Here is an 18,209-nt window from a genome sequence, read left to right as displayed (position 1 = left end):
AAATCCAAACCTATTACTATTAACATTACTGAAATTCCATTTATAGAAAAGAAAAACCCCCTAGCCTATGCTAGGGGGTTCTTCTGGTAATTATGATAATAGGTTTAGATTTAGACTACTATATAGACCAACTCTGATCATGTCTAAATCAAACGAATTAACCTACGAATTTTGTCACTGCTGCAGTGTCAGTTAAGTGACGTTTAGGCATGCCCATTTCAGCAGGGGAAATGCCAAGAGCAAGACCCACTAATTGGGACATATGCAAGATTGGCATATCTTTGCCACCGCCAACAACTTCTTTTGCTTCTTTTTGGAACATATCAAGTTGCATTTGGCAAAGTGGGCAAGGAGTAACTACGCAATCTGCGCCTTCTGTAGCTGCATCTTTATTGATGGAGCCAGTCATTTGCATTACGGAATCATGTGCAGGGTATACAGCATGGAAACCGCAGCAATCAAGTTTACGAGAGAAGTCGATTGGTGTAGCACCGATAGCGGAGATTAAATCTGCTAAGGATGTAGGCATTTGATAATCTTCGAAGCCCAATTCAGTTTGAGGGCGAAGAATATGGCAGCCATAGTATTCAGCTACACGTAAACCAGTTAAAGGTTTAACAACTTTAGCTTTCAATTTATCCAAACCGTAATCGCGGATCAATACCCATAAGAAATGAGTAATATCAGTTGTACCGCGGTATTGTTTACCGATTTGAGCTAATTTTTTATTAACTTCGTTCTTTTCTTTTTCGTTTGCATCAAGTTCATTTTTAGCTTCACGAAGCATCAAAGTACAAGTATTACATACAGTTAAAAGGTTCAAACCTTTTTCTTCTGCTAATGCAATATTACGTGCATTTGTAGCAAGTGTAACTTCTGGAGCGATATCTTGAACGTGGGACGCACCACAGCAAGTCCAGCCGTCAAGTTCTTCCAACTCGATGCCTAATTTTTTAGCTACAGCAACTGTTGCTAAGTAGTCTTCTTTGGCAGCGCTTTCAAGAACGCAACCTGGGAAAAATGCGTATTTCATTATTTGCTTACCTCCTCAGCTGCTTTCATAAGTCTGCGAACACCATCAATACCGTTTACAGGTTTTTGAGGTACTACAAGTTCGAATGGATTGATTTTGCTGTGTTTCCACAAACGTAAAGCATAGAATGCTTGTTTAGCGGAATCAACAACACCATCAGATTTCAAGCTCATAGAAACTTCTTTCAAGCGACCAGTTTTGTAAAGGTCCTCTTTGAAAGCAACTGCATGGCGAACGCCTTTGCTGTTAGTAAGACCAGCTTTTGTAGCTTCTTTACGCAAGTTGGAAATATCTTGAGCAGGTTTTAAGTGTTTAGGGCAACGGGAGATACAGTTCATGCAATGAACACATTTCCAAAGGCCATTGTCGAATGCAGGTTGAATGTGAGCCATAGGTGCATCATCACGGCTATCCAATACGAAACGGTTAGCTTTTGTGAATACATATGGTTCTAAGAAGTCATCTTGACGTGCAGTCAATTTGTTACATTCAGATGCGCAGCAACCGCAAAGAATACATTCTGTACCAGCAACGAATTTTTTGAAGTCAGCTGGAGTTTGGCGAACGATTTTGTCCCCTTCGTTGAATTCAGCTTTAAGGAAAATCCAAGGAGCAACTGTTTTCAAGCGATCAACTTTGGATTCCCAGTCAACAACCAAGTCACGGATAACACGGAAGTTGCCGATTGGAGCGATTGTCAATTCGTCTGTGCCATAACGTTCTGTTAATTCATCGATTTTAGATTCACAGCCGAGCATCGCTTCGCCGTTTACACGAATGGAGCAAGCGCCGCAAACTGCGGAACGGCAAGCTGCCAAGAATGTCAATGTTGGATCCTGTGTATCTTTAATTTTTTGAAGGCCCCAGAGGATTGTACGGTCAGGTTCGTAATCAAATTTGAAAGTCTGTACAAACGCGCGACCTTGTTGGTAACGGTGAATATGGTAGGTGATTTGTCTCATCTTAGTACTTCCTTTCTTGTGGTTCGTATTTAGTGAACACTACGTCGCGTTCTGTTAATTCGTATTGACCGTCAGCACCTAATTTGATCAAAGAATGTTTTAAGTATTTTTCATCATTACGTTTAGGATGGTCTTCACGAATATGAGCACCACGAGATTCACGGCGGTGTAAAGCGCCCATAGCAATAGCTTTTGCTACTGTTAACATGGAGCCGATTTCACAATAGTTTACGAATGCCATATTGTAAGTACGTTCAGGGTCACCTACATAGCAAGTTTTATAATCTTCAATCAATTGTTCGATTTCTTTTAAGGCTTCAGTAATACCTTCTTCATTACGGAAGATACCTACTTTATTCCACATTGCATCAGCCAATGCATCGCGGATTTCTACAACCGGACGACCGCCTTCACGGGATGTTACTTCTGTGAAACGAGCTTCCCAAGCTTTTGCAGCTGCAGCAAGTTCCGCATCTACGTTAGGTTGTTCATGTGTTTCAGCATAATCAGCTGCGCCAGCACCGGATACCTTACCGAATACTACACCGTCTGCCAAGGAGTTACCACCCAAGCGGTTCGCACCGTGGATGGAGATACAAGATGCTTCGCCAGAAGCGAACAAACCAGGCAATTCACATGCACAAGTTTTGTAATCCACTACGTCGATACCACCCATTGTATAGTGACATGTAGGACGAATAGGTACCGGTTGAGTCAATGGATCGCAATGTTCGAAGCACATAGCTAAGTCGCGGATACCATGAAGTTTTTCGATAATAACTTCAGGGCCCAAGTGACGAAGGTCAGCTACTACATATGCGTTAAGGCCAGAACCGAAACCACGACCTGCAGCGATTTCATCTTCGATCGCTTTCGCTACAACGTCACGAGATGCCAATTCCATTTTGTTAGGCGCATATTTTTTCATGAAACGTTCGCCTTCAGCGTTAAGAAGGTAACCACCTTCACCACGAACCGCTTCGGACATCAAGATACCAGTACGACCAAGACCAGTTGGATGGAATTGGATCATTTCCATATCTTTCAAGCCGTTACCAGCGCGGAATGCTGCTGCCATACCATCGCCTGTGGAAAGGAATGGGTTTGTAGTACGAGTCCAGAAGATACGGCCTGCACCACCAGTAGACAAGATAATAGCTTTCGCTTTAATTTGTTCTACGCGACCTTCTTTCATGTTCCACACAACAGCGCCACCAACGTGACCTTCTGCAGATTTAACAAGATCTAAAAGATACCATTCTTGTAAGAAGTGTACGCCTTCTTTCAAGCATTGTTCGTAAGTTGTGTGCAAAATAACGTGACCAGTTTTATCCGCAGAGTAGCAAGTACGTGGATAGGATTGACCACCGAAGTTACGTTGCGCAATTTTATTCTCTTCAGTACGGGAGAATGGAGCACCCATGTGGTCCATTTCAAGTACGCCTTCTGGACAACGAGAGCAGAAGAATTCGATTGCATCTTGGTCGCCAAGATAGTCAGAACCTTTTACAGTATCGAAAGTATGAGTTTCAACTGTATCTTCAGCTGCAACGTTGTTCAAACATGCATTTACACCGCCTTGCGCCATTGCTGTTGCAGAGCGAGTTGGGAAAATTTTAGTAATAAGAGCTACTTTTAAGCCTTTGCGACGACCTACTTCAAGAGCCGCACGCATGCCGGCGCCACCGCTACCTACTACTAGAACATCAAACTGTTCCATAATGACCTCCTCATAACTACCTATTAATAAGAAACCTGTTAGACTATCTCATTTCAAAAACTTATAAAAATTTTTGATAACCTAATCATTTTTCTTTCAAGAAAAACCCCATACTTATGCGATTTTTCTTATTTCTTTACCTATAATTATAGAGAGCATTTCAGGTCATGTCTAAACCCTATTATGCATAATTAATTTTGATTAATCTAATTGATAATTTATTTCACTTAGCATTTTTAAGGTAAAAAAAGGAGTCAAAAAATTACCTATATGAATAATTTTTACAAGAAGTTAAGGATTTTACGAAAGTAGTTCGGTTCCGAAATTTTTCTATGTTTTTATTTCCTTTGGTATCTATAGAATTCGCATAAACACTAGCTTTTTAATTATTGCTAACCATTCCTAATAATTAATATCCATTAAATTCCTACTAAATTTACCTCGAATTTAATCATCGAAAATTATCGTATTTCTCCCTTCATAACAAGCATTTATTTCTGTGATAATAATTATCATAAGTTTTTTTAGTGATTTATCGCACATCATCTAAAATCGATAAAATCACCCTCATCTATGCGCATACGGCAATCTTCGATATAGTTAGATTTTATTCATTAGCAGAATTCATTAAGTTTCAGTCTTTCACCATTTTTAAGGCTTTCAAAGATGAAGAAACGTCTTGTAAACTCGCATGTACATTCATCTTTTGCTCATTACCATTGTATAAGGTATGATAATAGATAAATAAGTTATATAATATTATATATATAGTCACCTTATATGGTGTTGTGGCTTTCAAAAAAAGAAAGTTTATATATATATAATGACTATAATTAATGTAGTTGGAGAGCTATATTTTTAAATCATACATAAGGAGAACAGAGAATGAAAATTTTACTTGTAGAAGACGAAGAAATGCTGAATGGTATCACGGCTAAATATTTACGTGCAGAAAATATGACAGTTGATACATGCTTCAATGGGCAACAAGCGATCGATTACGTTAACACATCTAGCTATGACGTTATCGTAATGGATATTATGATGCCAATCCTCGATGGTATCAGTGCTCTTGCACAAATGCGTAACGACGGTAATACAACACCTGTATTGCTTTTAACAGCAAAGGATTCCTTACAAGATAAAGTTACAGGCCTTAACACTGGTGCAGATGATTATCTTGTAAAGCCTTTCGATCTTGAAGAGTTAACCGCTCGTATTTATGCATTGGCTCGTCGTAATGCGCGTCATGCACAAAACGATATCCATGTAGGTCCACTTACCATCAATGTTCCTCAACGTACTGTTAAACGCGACGGCGAAACAATTACATTGACTGCAAAAGAATTCGACCTATTATTCTATTTAGCAAGTAACGAAAATATCGTATTATCTCGTCAACAAATCCTTGACCATGTTTGGGAATACGATTATGAAAGCTACTCTAACCTTATCGACGTATACATTAAAGATTTGCGCAAGAAAATTGATACTGATGAGAATGTAAAACTCATTCAAACGGTTCGTGGAGTAGGGTATGTCCTCAAAACAGAAAACTAATGATCCTCACCGAGATCTAGATACCATGTCTGGGGCAGCCACCGATTTATTTAATCGGCTGCCCCTAACCTTTAAAATTATGTCTTGGTATACCATCTTTTTGCTTATCATTTTGATGGTTGCATCCGCATGGATTTACGCATATACACATGAATCCGATAACAAAGAAGTGCGCGAACGCTTACAACAACAAGCGATGATTATGGCTACGGATATCCGCAAGTTTAAACCGTACCAAGATAATACATTCTTCTTTGTATCAACTCAAGACGGCTATATTATTAAAGGCGCCTTGCCAGATGGGTTTCCAAACCAAACAATCCTTTCCTTAGGCCAAGTTGGTGAAATTGCTGCTGGTGATGATACCTTCTACTACTACGATACTCCGGTCAACGAACCGAACTATCGTGGTATTTTGCGTGCTGTTACAAAAGTAAAAACAGCCTCTAAAAAGACGGAAAACCTTTTATACAGCTTACTGTTAGGGAATATCATTTTCTTACTAATTTCCTCCCTAGGCGGTTATCTTTTCATCAAAAAAGGACTTAAACCGGTCCGAACCTTGACGAAAACAGCTAAAGTCATCGGTAAGAACAACGACTTGAGCCGTCGTATCGACATTCCGGCTCGCACAGCGAGAGATGAAATCTACGAACTAACTACAACATTTAACCGTATGATTTCAGGTCTTGAGGATTCTTCCAATCGTGAAAGACAGTTTAGTTCTGACGTATCTCACGAGCTACGTACACCAATTGCCGTTATTAAAGCAGAAAGTGAATTTGCTCTCCAATATGGTCCACGACTATACAAGACTCTGTACAGAAAATACAGATAAACAGATTACGATTACATCTCATATTGAGCCTAATTTACATATGAATGCTCACGAAGTATCATTACGTCGAGCTATCACAAACCTAGTGGACAATGCCATTAAGTTTACAAACTCTACTATTGATATTTCGGCTAAACTCGTAGGCAGAGACTTAGTCATTACCGTAACAGATAATGGTATTGGCATCGAACCTGAAGCTCTAGATCATATTTGGGATCGTATGTATCAAACGGAACAATCGCGAAATAAAAAATCTAATCACGGTATAGGTTTAGGCCTCTACTTTGTAAATAAAGTTATTAACTTACACCATGGTACAGTAACGGCCACGAGTGAACCCCAAGTAAAAACTACATTTACCGTGCGATTGCCGTACAATACAAGGGAAGAATAACATAAAAGGGACTGACCAATGGTCAGTCCCTTTTCTATATCAATTTTAATCCAAAAGCCCATAATGTAGAATTAATTAAACCATAAAAAACTAGCATATAGAAGCTCCTTCTATATGCTAGTTTTTGTGTATTTAATTTTAAAGCAACTTATTATAGATAATTAACTTTAGCCTACAAATTGTTGCCAAAACGGCATATATACATATTCTAAGAAGGTCCATACAAGCAGACCCGCTACAGCACCAACGATAGCACCATTAATGCGGATCCAGCTGAGATCGTCCTCCACCTTAGATTCAATAAAGTAAATAAATTTATCTGTACTGAGGCCACCTAATACTTGACGTATGATAGTTTCAATGAGGTCATACCCTTGTTCAAGTACATAGTCGCCAATATCGTGTAAGGTTTTTTCAATACGATTTCTAAGATCTTCTGATTGGCCGTATACATTCCATAATTCAAGAGCAATATTAACTAAAACCTGAGCCGGAGTTTCTCCGTTTTCATCCCCTACGAGCAATAGTTCTTCTATATAAGGGCATAAATGATTTTCGATAACAGATTCCCAGTCTTGTTCGCGAATCCAACGTTCCCACGCTTCATTAAGAGCATCGCAGACTTCATGATTCTCTTCAATATTACGAATTGGTTCTACCCATTGTCGCAACCAAGCAGTTCGTTCGGGGCTATTGGGCCGCTTCCAGCTTTCCAGCATCGCATAGGCCTCTTGTACAATAGCCTCTGCCATTTCTTGATAGTTTACTACATCGGTAGCTTCGGACATAGAAATAAGGAAATCAGACCAGAAGCCTTTTCGCTTTTTCTTATGTGCCTCTTCTGCTACGACAGCGGTAAGCCAGGTAACCATAGCCGGATGATTAATCCGTTCTTGAATCACGTTTAGAACTTGCACAACCATACTTTCATAGCGATTATGCTCACATAAATCGAGTAATACGTGTTTCAAAACGGGCACGAGAGAATGTTGTTGAAGCAATCCACGAATGCGTTTTGCCCCCCATTGTGCCCATTCTTCATTAGTTTGAGATTTCCATAAAAGGTGTAGTCCTTGATGAATCACAAGGCGTGCTGCTCGTTGCCCCTCAGGAGACAACAAGAACTTCTCAAACAATGGCACAAATTGCACATTTTTTAATAATACTTTACAACGCTCCTTGGTAAGCATCTTCGTCTCTACAAGTTTAATAACGCCATTAATGAGGCGATCTTTATTTCGAGGAATTAGCGCTGTATGATATGGGAAACCTAGTGGCTTACGGAATAATGCTGTTACAGCAAACCAGTCGGCCACACTGCCGATGAGGGCAGATTGAACAGCCCAGTACAACGGTTGATACCAACTTTCATAGCCAAAGAAAAATTGTCCTACAAAAGCAAAACAATACAATACGGCAGTCAAGCCTAAAATGCCATTAGCACGCTGTTTCAAGGTAAGGGATTTCAAATAACTAATCATTTGAGCACCCCCTCTACAATGAGGGTCAAACCGTATAAGGTGCCCCCAAGGACAGCCCCTATAAGGGAACCATTAATACGCACCATTTGAAGGTCATAGTACATTTTGCCGCGCACAATTTGAGTGATTTCATCAGGCGAGTAACGAGATAATTCCTGACCTACCACACTGTCGATGAGGGGGTTCAATTTCTGCAACCACGGAATACTACGCAACAAGAAGAACCGCTCAAACGGCGCCTGCTTGTCTGGATTCAACAAAATTTCGGTGCCGAGAACATTAAAGCGCTCCATAACGATGTCCATGAGGCGTTTCCAGTCCAATGTATCCCCATCGATAAGTTTGCCTTCCCATTCTTCAAGAACCATTCTAATCCACTGATTTTTATGTTCTTCGATGAAAGCTTGCCACTCTGTATTAGTTTCCAAATTATTAAAAAAGCGAATGGCTTGGCCCCATACATAGCGCCCCAATGCAGAGTCAATAGATTCATTTTCCTTCAAGAATTGAACGGCTTTTTTCTGTACCGTTTCTACCAATCGTTCTGGTGAAAGTCCATCTCCACCAAAGGCGATGGCCAATTCGCGAAAGAAAGAATCCTTTGTATAAGTTTTCATAATGTCTAGCATGACGCGATACAAATAGGGATATACCTGATTTGATGCGATAACACGCTGACATGTGCGGTTAAAATAAAGCCAAAACACGCTTGCTGTGTGACGTTCTAGCATACAACGACCAAAGAGAATAACAAGGGGTGTTGCTTTCCAGTTTGTAACCCCCTTATAAATGGCCTTATTAATCTCTTGGCGCATCGGTTCAATATCCATATGAGATAAAACTTGATTGCCCACACCGTACAAGAGATTTCGAATTTGAACTTGTCCCACATCGCTCATGCCGTATTCAACGATACGGACCATAACACGTTCTTTTTTGATAGCATAATACATCTGTGGCACGCGCAATAGCTCTTCGCTGAGCATAGTGCGGCCTATCTGAATTAATCGTTCCTTACTGCGCGGCAAGATTGCCGTTTTGAAAGGAATGCCTAAAGGCTTCGTAAAGAGAGCCGTTACTGCATACCAGTCCGCGAGGCCGCCTATCATAGCTGCCCCAGAGATATGCATGATAAAGGCCCAAAATGTATCATGTCGCTGCGGATATGAAATTAAAAATATAATAGCCATGACAACCAACAGGGTGGTTGCCACTGGTTTAGTTTTCATCATCACTTGATCCTAACTTACTCAATTACGCATATAGACTGTTCCTATATAACGTAGTGACCTCGAGGTCTACGGACTTTCACACTTATATCTACAATCTAAAATGTAGCCTCATCGCCATCTTTTTGAGGTTCCCAAATCGACACCTCCCCAAAGAGAGCTTTAAAGTACACAGACGGTGTCCATAATGGACCATTCAAATGCATTGGAATAAAGGCTTTATTCACCTGTACACGGCGCAAAAATTCAATACTGCCCCATTCCATAGCGTCTTCCAAACGATTGTCTACAGGGAACATCGCTACATCTACGGACAAGCCCTCTAATTCCTTGAACTCACGCCAAGCCATACGCTTTGCATCCGCATTGTTTTCTGGCGTATCACCAAGCCAATGCCACCAGTTAAGGTCTCCTGCATGGAAGATAGAGTCAGAGTCGATATTCGCCGTATTTGTCTTTATGTAAAAAGAGCCACCTTCATCGGTGCTGCCATACATATGGATGCCTACATCATCTAATAGTGCATCTTGGCCAGGGCGCATGGTAATACATTTTTTTACCTTGCCCTCTAACGGCACATCTTGATGACAAATATAGCGCGTTTGAGGACCATCAAACTCCGTAATGGATGGGTTAAAGTGATCTCCATGAGTGTGACTTACGAAGAACCAAAGTTCACGACCTCGTTTAGCCAACTGCCAAACAATATTATTAGGATCCTTATAATAATCAAACACATAGCAACGCTTACCATCCTCTACGAGAAATCCGCTATGCGCTAAAAAAGTAACATGTAACATTATTATCAATACCTCTAATTTATTGAGAATTTATATCATTCGTATTTTTTATTATACCATATTTTTCTAAATACATGGCATAAACAAATGGCTATTCATGACACATATAAAGGACTTTTTTAAAGTCTTATCAAATATATAGTGCCCCATATGTATCATAATAAGGGCAGAAATGCCGCTGGCATTTCTTAGATGCGGCCAGCGGCTTTCATATAGTCGATATATTGGTTACCCCAGTTTTCAAGGGAAGCTAATACAGTTTTAAAACCAGCTCCCACTTCGGTAAGGCTATATTCAACCTTTGGTGGAATGGTTCCATATACTTCACGATGTACAAGGCCGTCATCTTCCATTTGGCGCAACGCTCTTGTAAGTGTAGCTTGTGTAATTGGATGTAATCTCCGCTCTAGTTCACGGAAGCGCACAGGACCTTCAGATAATTCATGCATAATCAACAAAGACCATTTACCAGCCAATAACTTTTGGCTCGTTGCAAAAGGACACCGCCCCACTAAATCATGAACATTTACAAGTTGCTCTGCCATTGTCATTCTCCTTATATATCTAGCTTAAGTAGCTTGTTATAACAAAATTAACATCTATAACTAAGCTACTCTTTATAGCTACACTACAATTTCTATTTCGGTATTAGAAATATTTCCACTTAATGTAGTTCAAATCATATCACAATTTTTTAGAATTGCAAGTATTTTATAGTATCATTTTTTAGGGTACAAAAATTTTTGAAAAATTTTTAATCAGTAAATATCACAATTCTATCATATTTGATAGTACCTATCTCAAATAATTCTACTATTCAAAATATTTGCACCAATATATAATAAACTCACTAACTAAATACAATTATCGGTTGGTGAATCAATAACTATTAGATTTAATCATCAACATTTATAGCTAAACAATTGTATCAATTTTACAGCATTAAACAGATTACACATTATCAATTGAAGGATTAGGTGATATTATGAAACGCATGCCTACACTATTCGTCGGTCACGGCAGCCCTATGATGGCTTTAGAACATACAGAAACAACAAATACTTTCAACCGTATAGGACAAAATATAATCAACAACTATGGCAAACCAAAAGCCATACTCGCCATCTCTGCTCATTGGTATGCAGATGGCACCTATGTTCAAAGCACAGAGAATCCAAAACAAATTTACGATATGTATGGATTTCCGCAAGAACTCTACGAAGTTGTATATCCTGCAAAAGGTGACAGCAATTTAACGAAAGAAGTACAAAAATTACTGGGTAACTCCGTTTCTATAAATGACACTTGGGGCATCGATCACGGCATGTGGACCGTATTAGTTCACATGTTTCCTGATGCATCGATTCCCGTTGTCCAACTATCTATCAATAAATACCTAAGCCCAAAAGAAGCCTATCAACTAGGAACAAAGCTTCAGTCATTACGCGATGAAGGCTATCTTATCATGGGCAGTGGTAATATCGTTCATAATCTAAGACGCATAGAATGGGATAATCCATCCGGCACCTCTGCCACAATTGAGTTTGACCAATATATTTCTAAGGCCGTCTTAAAAAACGATATAGATGCTATTGTTAATTACACTCGACATCCTCAGGCTAGCTATGCTGCACCTACACCAGATCACTATCTGCCATTAATCTATATTATGGGTGCTAGTGAAAGTACAAAACCGACTGTATTTAATCAAACCTATAGTTTGGGTTCCCTATCGATGACAGGATTTATCTTTGAGGATGAGCCTCAAAACATACTTTAAGCCCATAAAGATACAAAAATCTCCTAGGAAATTTTATTTCCTATTCACATAAAACCTTACATTACTATGTATAAACAAAAATAAATAAATATATATGTATTTATTTATTTACACAAAAGAACCGCTAGTTACAAAAACTAGCGGTTCTTTTCTTTACCATACTAATGACTCTACTAAATGAGTTTTTTAATGAAAGCTTCCATTTCCATCGGTTTTACAACAGGCTCGAAGCGCCCTACCACATTACCTTTACGATCTATAACAAACTTAGTGAAGTTCCACTTTACCTCATCGTCCTTTAAATAATTAGGATCGATACCATTGAGATAATCTGTAAGCATTTCAGTTTTATCACTAGGTGGGAAGCCTTGGAATGGTTGTTCTCGTATCATGTATTTGAAAAGGTCTAATGCACTTTCATCGCGTACATCTGCTTTCCCCATAACGGTAAAAGTAACACCGTAATTCAATTTGCAGAAAGATTGGATTTCGTTATTAGAACCAGGTTCTTCCTCTCCAAATTGATTGGAAGGAACAGCAATAATTTCTAATCCTTGCTCTTTATATTGCTTATAAAGAGCCTCTAGACCCTCATATTGGTGAGTAAATCCACATTTGCTTGCCGTGTTAACAATGATAAGAACCTTACCTTCATAAGTTTGTAAGGATTGTAATTCACCAGACTTAGTAGGCAGGGAAAATTGATATACAGACATGGAATCTCCTAATTTAAATTAAAAATCTTTATTACACTAATAATGTTTTCACATCATAATTAAATTTTGCCGTTGTTTCCGCCGCAGTTTTTTGCCATTCTGTTGTTGCTGTACCATCTTTTTCAAGGAAGAATCCAGAATCAAGATAGCGAATGATAATATAATTGGAATCCTTTTGATCAAAACCGTTACCGCGGGAGAAGTCGATACCATGTCCGGTATTACGTGTTACGATAGCTTCCAACAAAGGCAACGTAATGGCATTCAACGTAATTTTCATATCACATTTGTCGAAAATCTTTTTAAAGAAGGAACTAGGTTTTTCTTCTTTATATATTAACAATTTACTAATTGTACCATTAGATGCACATACTACGCGACGAATTTCATTAATAGGAATATCTACCTTACCATTTGAGATAACACCATTTTTAATGGTAATTTCTCGTTTACCCATATAGGAGTAATCTAGTGGCAATTGAAGAGTGTCTAAATTTGCAGGGAAGTCCGCAGTCAATTTATTTCGGGCAAAAGCAGCAATGATTGCTTTTGTTTCACGAATATTGTGACCAGCATTAGATTCCTTACGGTCTGTATCTAAATCTTGGCCTTCTATATTTTTCCAATTGTGGTCTCTAAATATAATCGAATAGTTACTATTTGAATTTAAATATCTTGTAAGATGAAGCTCATTTACATCATCAAAATCAATGTCAGTTATAACTTGTCCATTTGCATCTTTGCAGAGTACACCATTATAACTAACCGTCAATGTACGATCCGTACTTTCAAAAACAACAGGATTTGTGTCGAATACAGAAATCATAGCCCTCTCCTTTTCACGACTTCAAACATAACTACACCTGTATATATCAAGTGCATTTACTCAATATATTGATTAAATATATTAATCAAATATAACTAATTTAATCATACACCTTCTATATGAATTTATGCAAATGATGTATTTCCGCCATACTATAGCTACAAACTCATGATTCTCAAGATAACAAAAGACACCAACCATTCGATTGGTGTCTTTACTACATACAAGTAGCCCTTTTGTAATAGCTCCTTGTCGTTATACAGATGATATTATAATCTATTTCATGTCAAACAAAACAGAATTTTCTAAGAAAATATGTTCATGAAGGCCTTCTTCTAAGGCTTTCATGGTCTTAAATACATACACATAAGTAGCACAGCCATCTGCTGGTGCCGTGTACTGATTGGTCAATGCACTTAAGGATTCCAAAAGTACACCTGCAGCTTCGTGTTCAGCACGAAGTTCTTCAAAGTCTACGGGTTTACCCGCTTTAAACTCAGGGAAGTCTACATGTTCTTCATGCCGGAAATGAGGTACAAGAGCAGATTTAAGTTGCAAAAAGGTTTGATAAATCTTTGTCAATTCCTCACCATGATGGTCATAATGTACATTTAGCAGTTTTGCCAACCCTTGGTCAATTTCATCAATCATATTTAATTGTTCTCTATGATAGGTATGAACAATGTAATCAATCAATTGGTCTTTAGAATAGCTAAGCACCTCTGCACGAGAAGATTTCTGAGCAACTTGTACATCATTTAGCATAGCAATGTATGCATCCACATCTTTACCTTTTTCTGCAATAGCCTCCGCTAAAGGATGTCCGCCACCACAACAAAAATCAATTCCATCTTTTGCTAATACATCCATTAACTCTGGATTTACTTTAACCGCATCAGCTACGGTCATGGATTTATTAATAGTTCCAAAACTCATAAGATACACCTCCAATGGTTTACGCCGATCTATTTTCTTATAGTTATACTATACGACCAACCATGGATTCTGTCTGTCGCAGTGGCTACGAATTTGAAAGTAACATGACAATAATGATAATACTGTAGAAAATAATATAGAGTAATGAATATAAAAATATATGGATATATATTGAACATACAAAAAGCTGACCCTATAGAGCCAGCTTTCAGCATATCAAAACATATATAACATATGTGTATATATAATTGTGTAGGCAGCTATTAGATACTTTCAACAGCAGCGATAGCAGCAACGTCTACAACGTCTTGAGCAGAGCAGCCACGGGAAAGGTCATGAACTGGTTTAGCCAAGCCTTGAATCAATGGGCCAAGAGCATCAGCGCCGGAGAAGCGTTGTACCAATTTGTAACCAATGTTAGCAGCTTGAAGATCAGGGAAGATCAAGATGTTAGCTTTACCAGCTACGTTGGAGCCAGGAGCTTTCTTTTCTGCTACGGAAGGAACGATGGAAGCGTCCAATTGTAATTCGCCGTCAAATTTGAAATCAACGTTGCGTTCTTTCAAAATGTTAACAGCTTCAACCACTTTATCTACTTCTGGAGTGGAAGCAGAACCTTTTGTGGAGAAGGACAACATGGATACGCGAGGGTCAGCCATACCAACAACTTTGCGAGCTTTTTCTACAGTGGATTCTGCAATATCAGCCAATTGGTCGCTAGTTGGATTAGGCAATACGCCGCAGTCAGAGAATACTAGCATACCGTCGTCGCCATATTCTTTTTTGCTTGTGAACATGAACATGGAAGAAGATACAGTTTTAAGACCTGGTTTAGTACCTACAACTTGCAATGCAGCGCGCAATACGTTTGCTGTTGGGCAAGCGGAACCAGCAACCATGCCATCTACTGCGCCAAGGCGAACAAGCATAGCGCCGAAGAACAAGCAATCGCCTTTCATAGTTGCGTCAGCTTTTTCAGGAGTCATACCTTTTTTAGCGCGCAATTCTACGAATGTATCAACCATTTCTTGGTAACGATCGTAGTTAGCAGGATCGATGATTTCAGCACCTTCGATGGATACACCAACAGCTTTAACAGCCTCAGCGATTTCAGCAGGATTACCAACGAGTACAGGTGTTACAAAACCTTCTTTCAAAATAATTTCAGTTGCTTTCAATACGCGTTCATCTTTGTATTCTGGCAACACGATTTTTTTACCTAATGGTTTTACTTGGTCTTTTAATTTTTGAATTAAATCCACGATTTTTGCCTCCTTAACATTGGCTTTACGCCATATCAATACTATTATTATAGCAAGTTAACGACTCTCTAACAACCATTCTAAAACATTTCGTTGTTGAATTCCGTCGTAGTTGGCATTTTTATTTAGTTCATCTAAGGTGAGCAAAAACTTAGAGTATTGGTCTTGTACCGCCTCAAGCGGTGCTAGTTCTTGGCTCAAAGTATTAGAGTCAAGTACGGTCTCACTAACTTGATAATATTCGGTAATCCCCCCTTTTTGTGCTACAAAATCTATTTCACCCTTAGCAAGTTGCCCTACATATACAGTGTATCCTCGTCTAATGAGCTCTAGAAAAACGATATTTTCTAGAATATGACCTGTATCACGACTCGCATTCCCCACTAGCAAATTTCGTAATGTTACATCAACACTATAATACTTTGCATTGATACGTAGTAATTCTTTACCTCGTACGTCATAGCGATTTACCTTATATAACAACAAGCTATCCTGTAATCCTTGTAAATACCGTTCTACAGTTTTATTATCGATTTTTCGACCTGCACTAACGAGAGAGTTGGCTATTTTATTTGGTGAAAGTAAACTACCAACATTCGCCATAATATACCGCACTATATCTTGTAAAATTGTGACATCATTAATTTTCAATCGAGCCACAACATCATGCAATAACAAAGTATTATATAATCCACGTAAATATTCTTGAATATCAAAGTCTTCGCCCCCTAATTGCTGAGTATAAGGGAAGGAACTTTCACGAAGATAGGCCTCATAGGCAGGAATCAAAGAATACTGATTACCCTCATACTTGCTATGGTAAAACTCACTGAAGGACAATGGCAACATCTGAATTTCCACATATCGTCCAGTCAATAATGTGGCGATATCAGAAGACATAAAGTATGCATTGGAGCCCGTAATATATAAATCTGTGTTCTCTTTTACAAACAAGCTATCTACGACACGATGAAATTGATCTACATGCTGAATTTCATCAAGAAAAATGTAATTCGTTTCATTAGGCTGCATACGTTCTAAAATATATTGATACAACGCATGGTAATCTCGCAAATGCTCGTATTCCAATTCTTCAAAATTAATGGAAATAATCTGTTCAGGCTTCACATTATCTGCCAATAACTTATCTTTAAACAGCCTAAACAATGTAGATTTACCACAACGGCGTATGCCTGAAACGACCTTAATAATAGGCCGCTCTCGATTACGCCGTAAAAAATCTAGATATCCTTGGCGCTGAATTAACTTCATAAGGGCCTCCTCATCTATGTACCTTCTCATAGATGGAACCCATGTATTAGTAATATCAGATATCATATCACTTACCTAATAAATTTGGATTCCATTCCAACTTCATATTAATTTTATCATAAAGTTGGATTTCACTCCAAATTTTTATTATTTTAAGCATAAAATTGGATTAGATTCCTAAAGTTTTACTTTAAATTTAAACATACAGCACTTCAATTAATGTTTATCTATGAACTACATACCAATAATTGAACTCTTTACACATAATACGCTACAATAATAAAAACAAAATACGGATAGCCAAATGCCAATTTATATTCCTTATACACCCATTTAGGAGGTCTTATGGCGAATACAGAGACAACAATCAACGCTGTTATACATCCAAAATACAATGACACACCTATAGACATAGAGAAAACAATTAAAGCCTTGGAACGCAATAATTTTGTAGTCCATTATTTCGAAACTGGTACTGAAGCTATTTCCTATTTAAAAGATCGTATTCAAAACAAACATGTAGCCATCGGGGACTCTCGCACGTTACTAAAACTCAATGCTTATGAAGCCCTATCCGAAGTCAACGAAGATGTAACGGATATTCAACGTCCCCTTCCTGGTGAAAGCTTCCGCGACACCGCATTGCGCACCATGGGGCGTGATGTATTTCTCACCTCTGTAAATGCTCTTGCTCAAACGGGGGAAATGGTCAATATTGATGGTACGGGTAATCGTGTTGCCGCCTCACTCTTTGGCTCTCAAGAGGTATTTTTTGTGCTAGGCATCAACAAAATTACGCCGGATTTAGCTTCCGCCATCTATCGTGCACGCAATGTAGCCGCTCCGCTCAACAGTAAAAAGAATAAAAAGAGCTCTCTCAATCCATGTGCTAGATTAGAAGAAAAATGCTATGACTGTGGTTCTCCCGACCGCATATGTAATGCATTAACGATTTACTATAAAAAGATGCGCAATATGCAATCCATGGAAGTCATCATCATTAATGAATCTTTAGGCTTCTAATGTTTTGCGGCCCATTCAAAAAATCTTGTATATTCATCTCTCCTAGTCCATACACGACTCTGTAAATTGTGGACCACCGAGGATCTACGGCACCACTTTCAAGGTCACTAATATAAGATTGGGCTAAACCAGATTTATCTGCCAATTGATATTGAGTCATTCCCAATTGTCTGCGCCAAAGTAAAATCAATACACCAAGCTTGTGAACTTCTTGTCGAACTTGTAGATCTTGACAACATACGATAGGATTCATACCAACCTCTATCTACTTTCTCCCTCAACACATATTTATACCTTTACTATAAATCTGAACTCAATCATTTCCTAGTAGTGGTTGAAAAGCGATAACACAAAAGCCTTAACAAAAACTAATGTGT

At 38.6% G+C, this 18,209-nt stretch carries 16 protein-coding genes and 1 pseudogene; 4 read left to right on the top strand and 13 right to left on the bottom strand.

The genetic code is table 11. The annotated features are described in order from the left end of the window. Positions 1-157: 157 nt before the first annotated feature. The 3 genes from KH286_RS03735 to KH286_RS03725 are packed head-to-tail and all read right to left on the bottom strand — an operon-like array spanning position 158 to position 3,715. Positions 158-1,033 (bottom strand): CoB--CoM heterodisulfide reductase iron-sulfur subunit B family protein, encoded by an 876-nt coding sequence (locus tag KH286_RS03735; RefSeq protein WP_004698224.1) that lies wholly within the window; start codon positions 1,031-1,033, stop codon positions 158-160. After that, positions 1,033-1,995, bottom strand: coding sequence for a succinate dehydrogenase/fumarate reductase iron-sulfur subunit (locus tag KH286_RS03730; RefSeq protein WP_004698188.1), 963 nt, complete (start codon positions 1,993-1,995; stop codon positions 1,033-1,035). The genes KH286_RS03735 and KH286_RS03730 overlap by 1 nt, the downstream gene beginning before the upstream one ends. A gap of 1 nt (position 1,996) precedes the next feature. Further along, positions 1,997-3,715: an FAD-binding protein gene (locus tag KH286_RS03725; RefSeq protein WP_004694652.1), complete on the bottom strand. Its 1,719-nt coding sequence runs from the start codon at positions 3,713-3,715 to the stop codon at positions 1,997-1,999. 885 nt (positions 3,716-4,600) lie between these two features. Here KH286_RS03725 and KH286_RS03720 point away from each other — a divergent pair. Together KH286_RS03720 and KH286_RS03715 are read left to right on the top strand one after the other, a co-directional pair. Beyond that, positions 4,601-5,275: a response regulator transcription factor gene (locus KH286_RS03720; protein WP_004698139.1), complete on the top strand. Its 675-nt coding sequence runs from the start codon at positions 4,601-4,603 to the stop codon at positions 5,273-5,275. Next, a pseudogene (locus tag KH286_RS03715) lies at positions 5,253-6,507 on the top strand (HAMP domain-containing sensor histidine kinase). Before KH286_RS03720 ends, KH286_RS03715 begins: the two are co-directional and overlap by 23 nt. A gap of 167 nt (positions 6,508-6,674) precedes the next feature. Here the strand turns inward: KH286_RS03715 and KH286_RS03710 are convergent. From KH286_RS03710 to KH286_RS03695, 4 genes are all read right to left on the bottom strand, one after another. Next, positions 6,675-7,988, bottom strand: coding sequence for a DUF445 domain-containing protein (locus KH286_RS03710; protein WP_058948265.1), 1,314 nt, complete (start codon positions 7,986-7,988; stop codon positions 6,675-6,677). Then, entirely contained in the window at positions 7,985-9,220 is a 1,236-nt protein-coding gene (locus KH286_RS03705; RefSeq protein ID WP_215676075.1) for a DUF445 family protein, read from the bottom strand. Before KH286_RS03705 ends, KH286_RS03710 begins: the two co-directional genes overlap by 4 nt. 95 nt (positions 9,221-9,315) lie before the next feature. After that, positions 9,316-10,017 carry an MBL fold metallo-hydrolase gene (locus KH286_RS03700; protein WP_105087228.1) on the bottom strand — a complete coding sequence of 234 codons (702 nt, stop codon included), beginning with the start codon at positions 10,015-10,017 and terminating at the stop codon, positions 9,316-9,318. Positions 10,018-10,205: 188 nt separating this feature from the next. Continuing rightward, on the bottom strand, positions 10,206-10,562 hold the full coding sequence (locus tag KH286_RS03695; RefSeq protein WP_004694640.1) for a winged helix-turn-helix transcriptional regulator: 357 nt from the start codon (positions 10,560-10,562) through the stop codon (positions 10,206-10,208). A 440-nt stretch (positions 10,563-11,002) separates the two neighbouring features. Between KH286_RS03695 and ygiD the strand changes: the two genes are divergently transcribed. After that, positions 11,003-11,797, top strand: a complete 795-nt coding sequence (gene ygiD, locus KH286_RS03690) for a 4,5-DOPA dioxygenase extradiol (RefSeq protein WP_118091232.1) — start codon at positions 11,003-11,005, stop codon at positions 11,795-11,797. Between the two features lie 173 nt (positions 11,798-11,970). On the opposite strand, the gene KH286_RS03685 is transcribed toward ygiD, so the two are convergent. The 5 genes from KH286_RS03685 to KH286_RS03665 form a co-directional block, all read right to left on the bottom strand. Then, complete coding sequence (locus tag KH286_RS03685) at positions 11,971-12,513, bottom strand: glutathione peroxidase (protein ID WP_004694635.1); 543 nt, start codon at positions 12,511-12,513, stop codon at positions 11,971-11,973. Between the two features lie 31 nt (positions 12,514-12,544). Further along, positions 12,545-13,339: a hypothetical protein gene (locus tag KH286_RS03680; protein ID WP_156697325.1), complete on the bottom strand. Its 795-nt coding sequence runs from the start codon at positions 13,337-13,339 to the stop codon at positions 12,545-12,547. Positions 13,340-13,615: 276 nt separating this feature from the next. Then, complete coding sequence (locus KH286_RS03675) at positions 13,616-14,275, bottom strand: DUF542 domain-containing protein (RefSeq protein WP_004694630.1); 660 nt, start codon at positions 14,273-14,275, stop codon at positions 13,616-13,618. A 263-nt stretch (positions 14,276-14,538) separates the two neighbouring features. Next, entirely contained in the window at positions 14,539-15,537 is a 999-nt protein-coding gene (gene pta / locus KH286_RS03670; protein ID WP_156697326.1) for a phosphate acetyltransferase, read from the bottom strand. Between the two features lie 57 nt (positions 15,538-15,594). Continuing rightward, a complete protein-coding gene (locus tag KH286_RS03665; RefSeq protein ID WP_105087230.1) occupies positions 15,595-16,809 on the bottom strand; it encodes an ATP-binding protein in 1,215 nt (404 codons plus the stop codon). A gap of 345 nt (positions 16,810-17,154) precedes the next feature. Between KH286_RS03665 and KH286_RS03660 the strand changes: the two genes are divergently transcribed. Then, positions 17,155-17,832 carry a lactate utilization protein gene (locus KH286_RS03660; RefSeq protein WP_118091229.1) on the top strand — a complete coding sequence of 226 codons (678 nt, stop codon included), beginning with the start codon at positions 17,155-17,157 and terminating at the stop codon, positions 17,830-17,832. Here the strand turns inward: KH286_RS03660 and KH286_RS03655 are convergent. Then, positions 17,810-18,085 (bottom strand): helix-turn-helix domain-containing protein, encoded by a 276-nt coding sequence (locus KH286_RS03655; protein WP_118091228.1) that lies wholly within the window; start codon positions 18,083-18,085, stop codon positions 17,810-17,812. The genes KH286_RS03660 and KH286_RS03655 overlap by 23 nt on opposite strands. Between the last annotated feature and the right edge of the window lie 124 nt (positions 18,086-18,209).

The organism is Veillonella parvula (assembly GCF_018378075.1).
Taxonomy (GTDB): domain Bacteria; phylum Bacillota; class Negativicutes; order Veillonellales; family Veillonellaceae; genus Veillonella; species Veillonella parvula_K.
The sequence above is the reverse complement of the archived record's forward strand: the minus strand, read 5'-3'. Positions and strand labels throughout refer to the sequence as shown.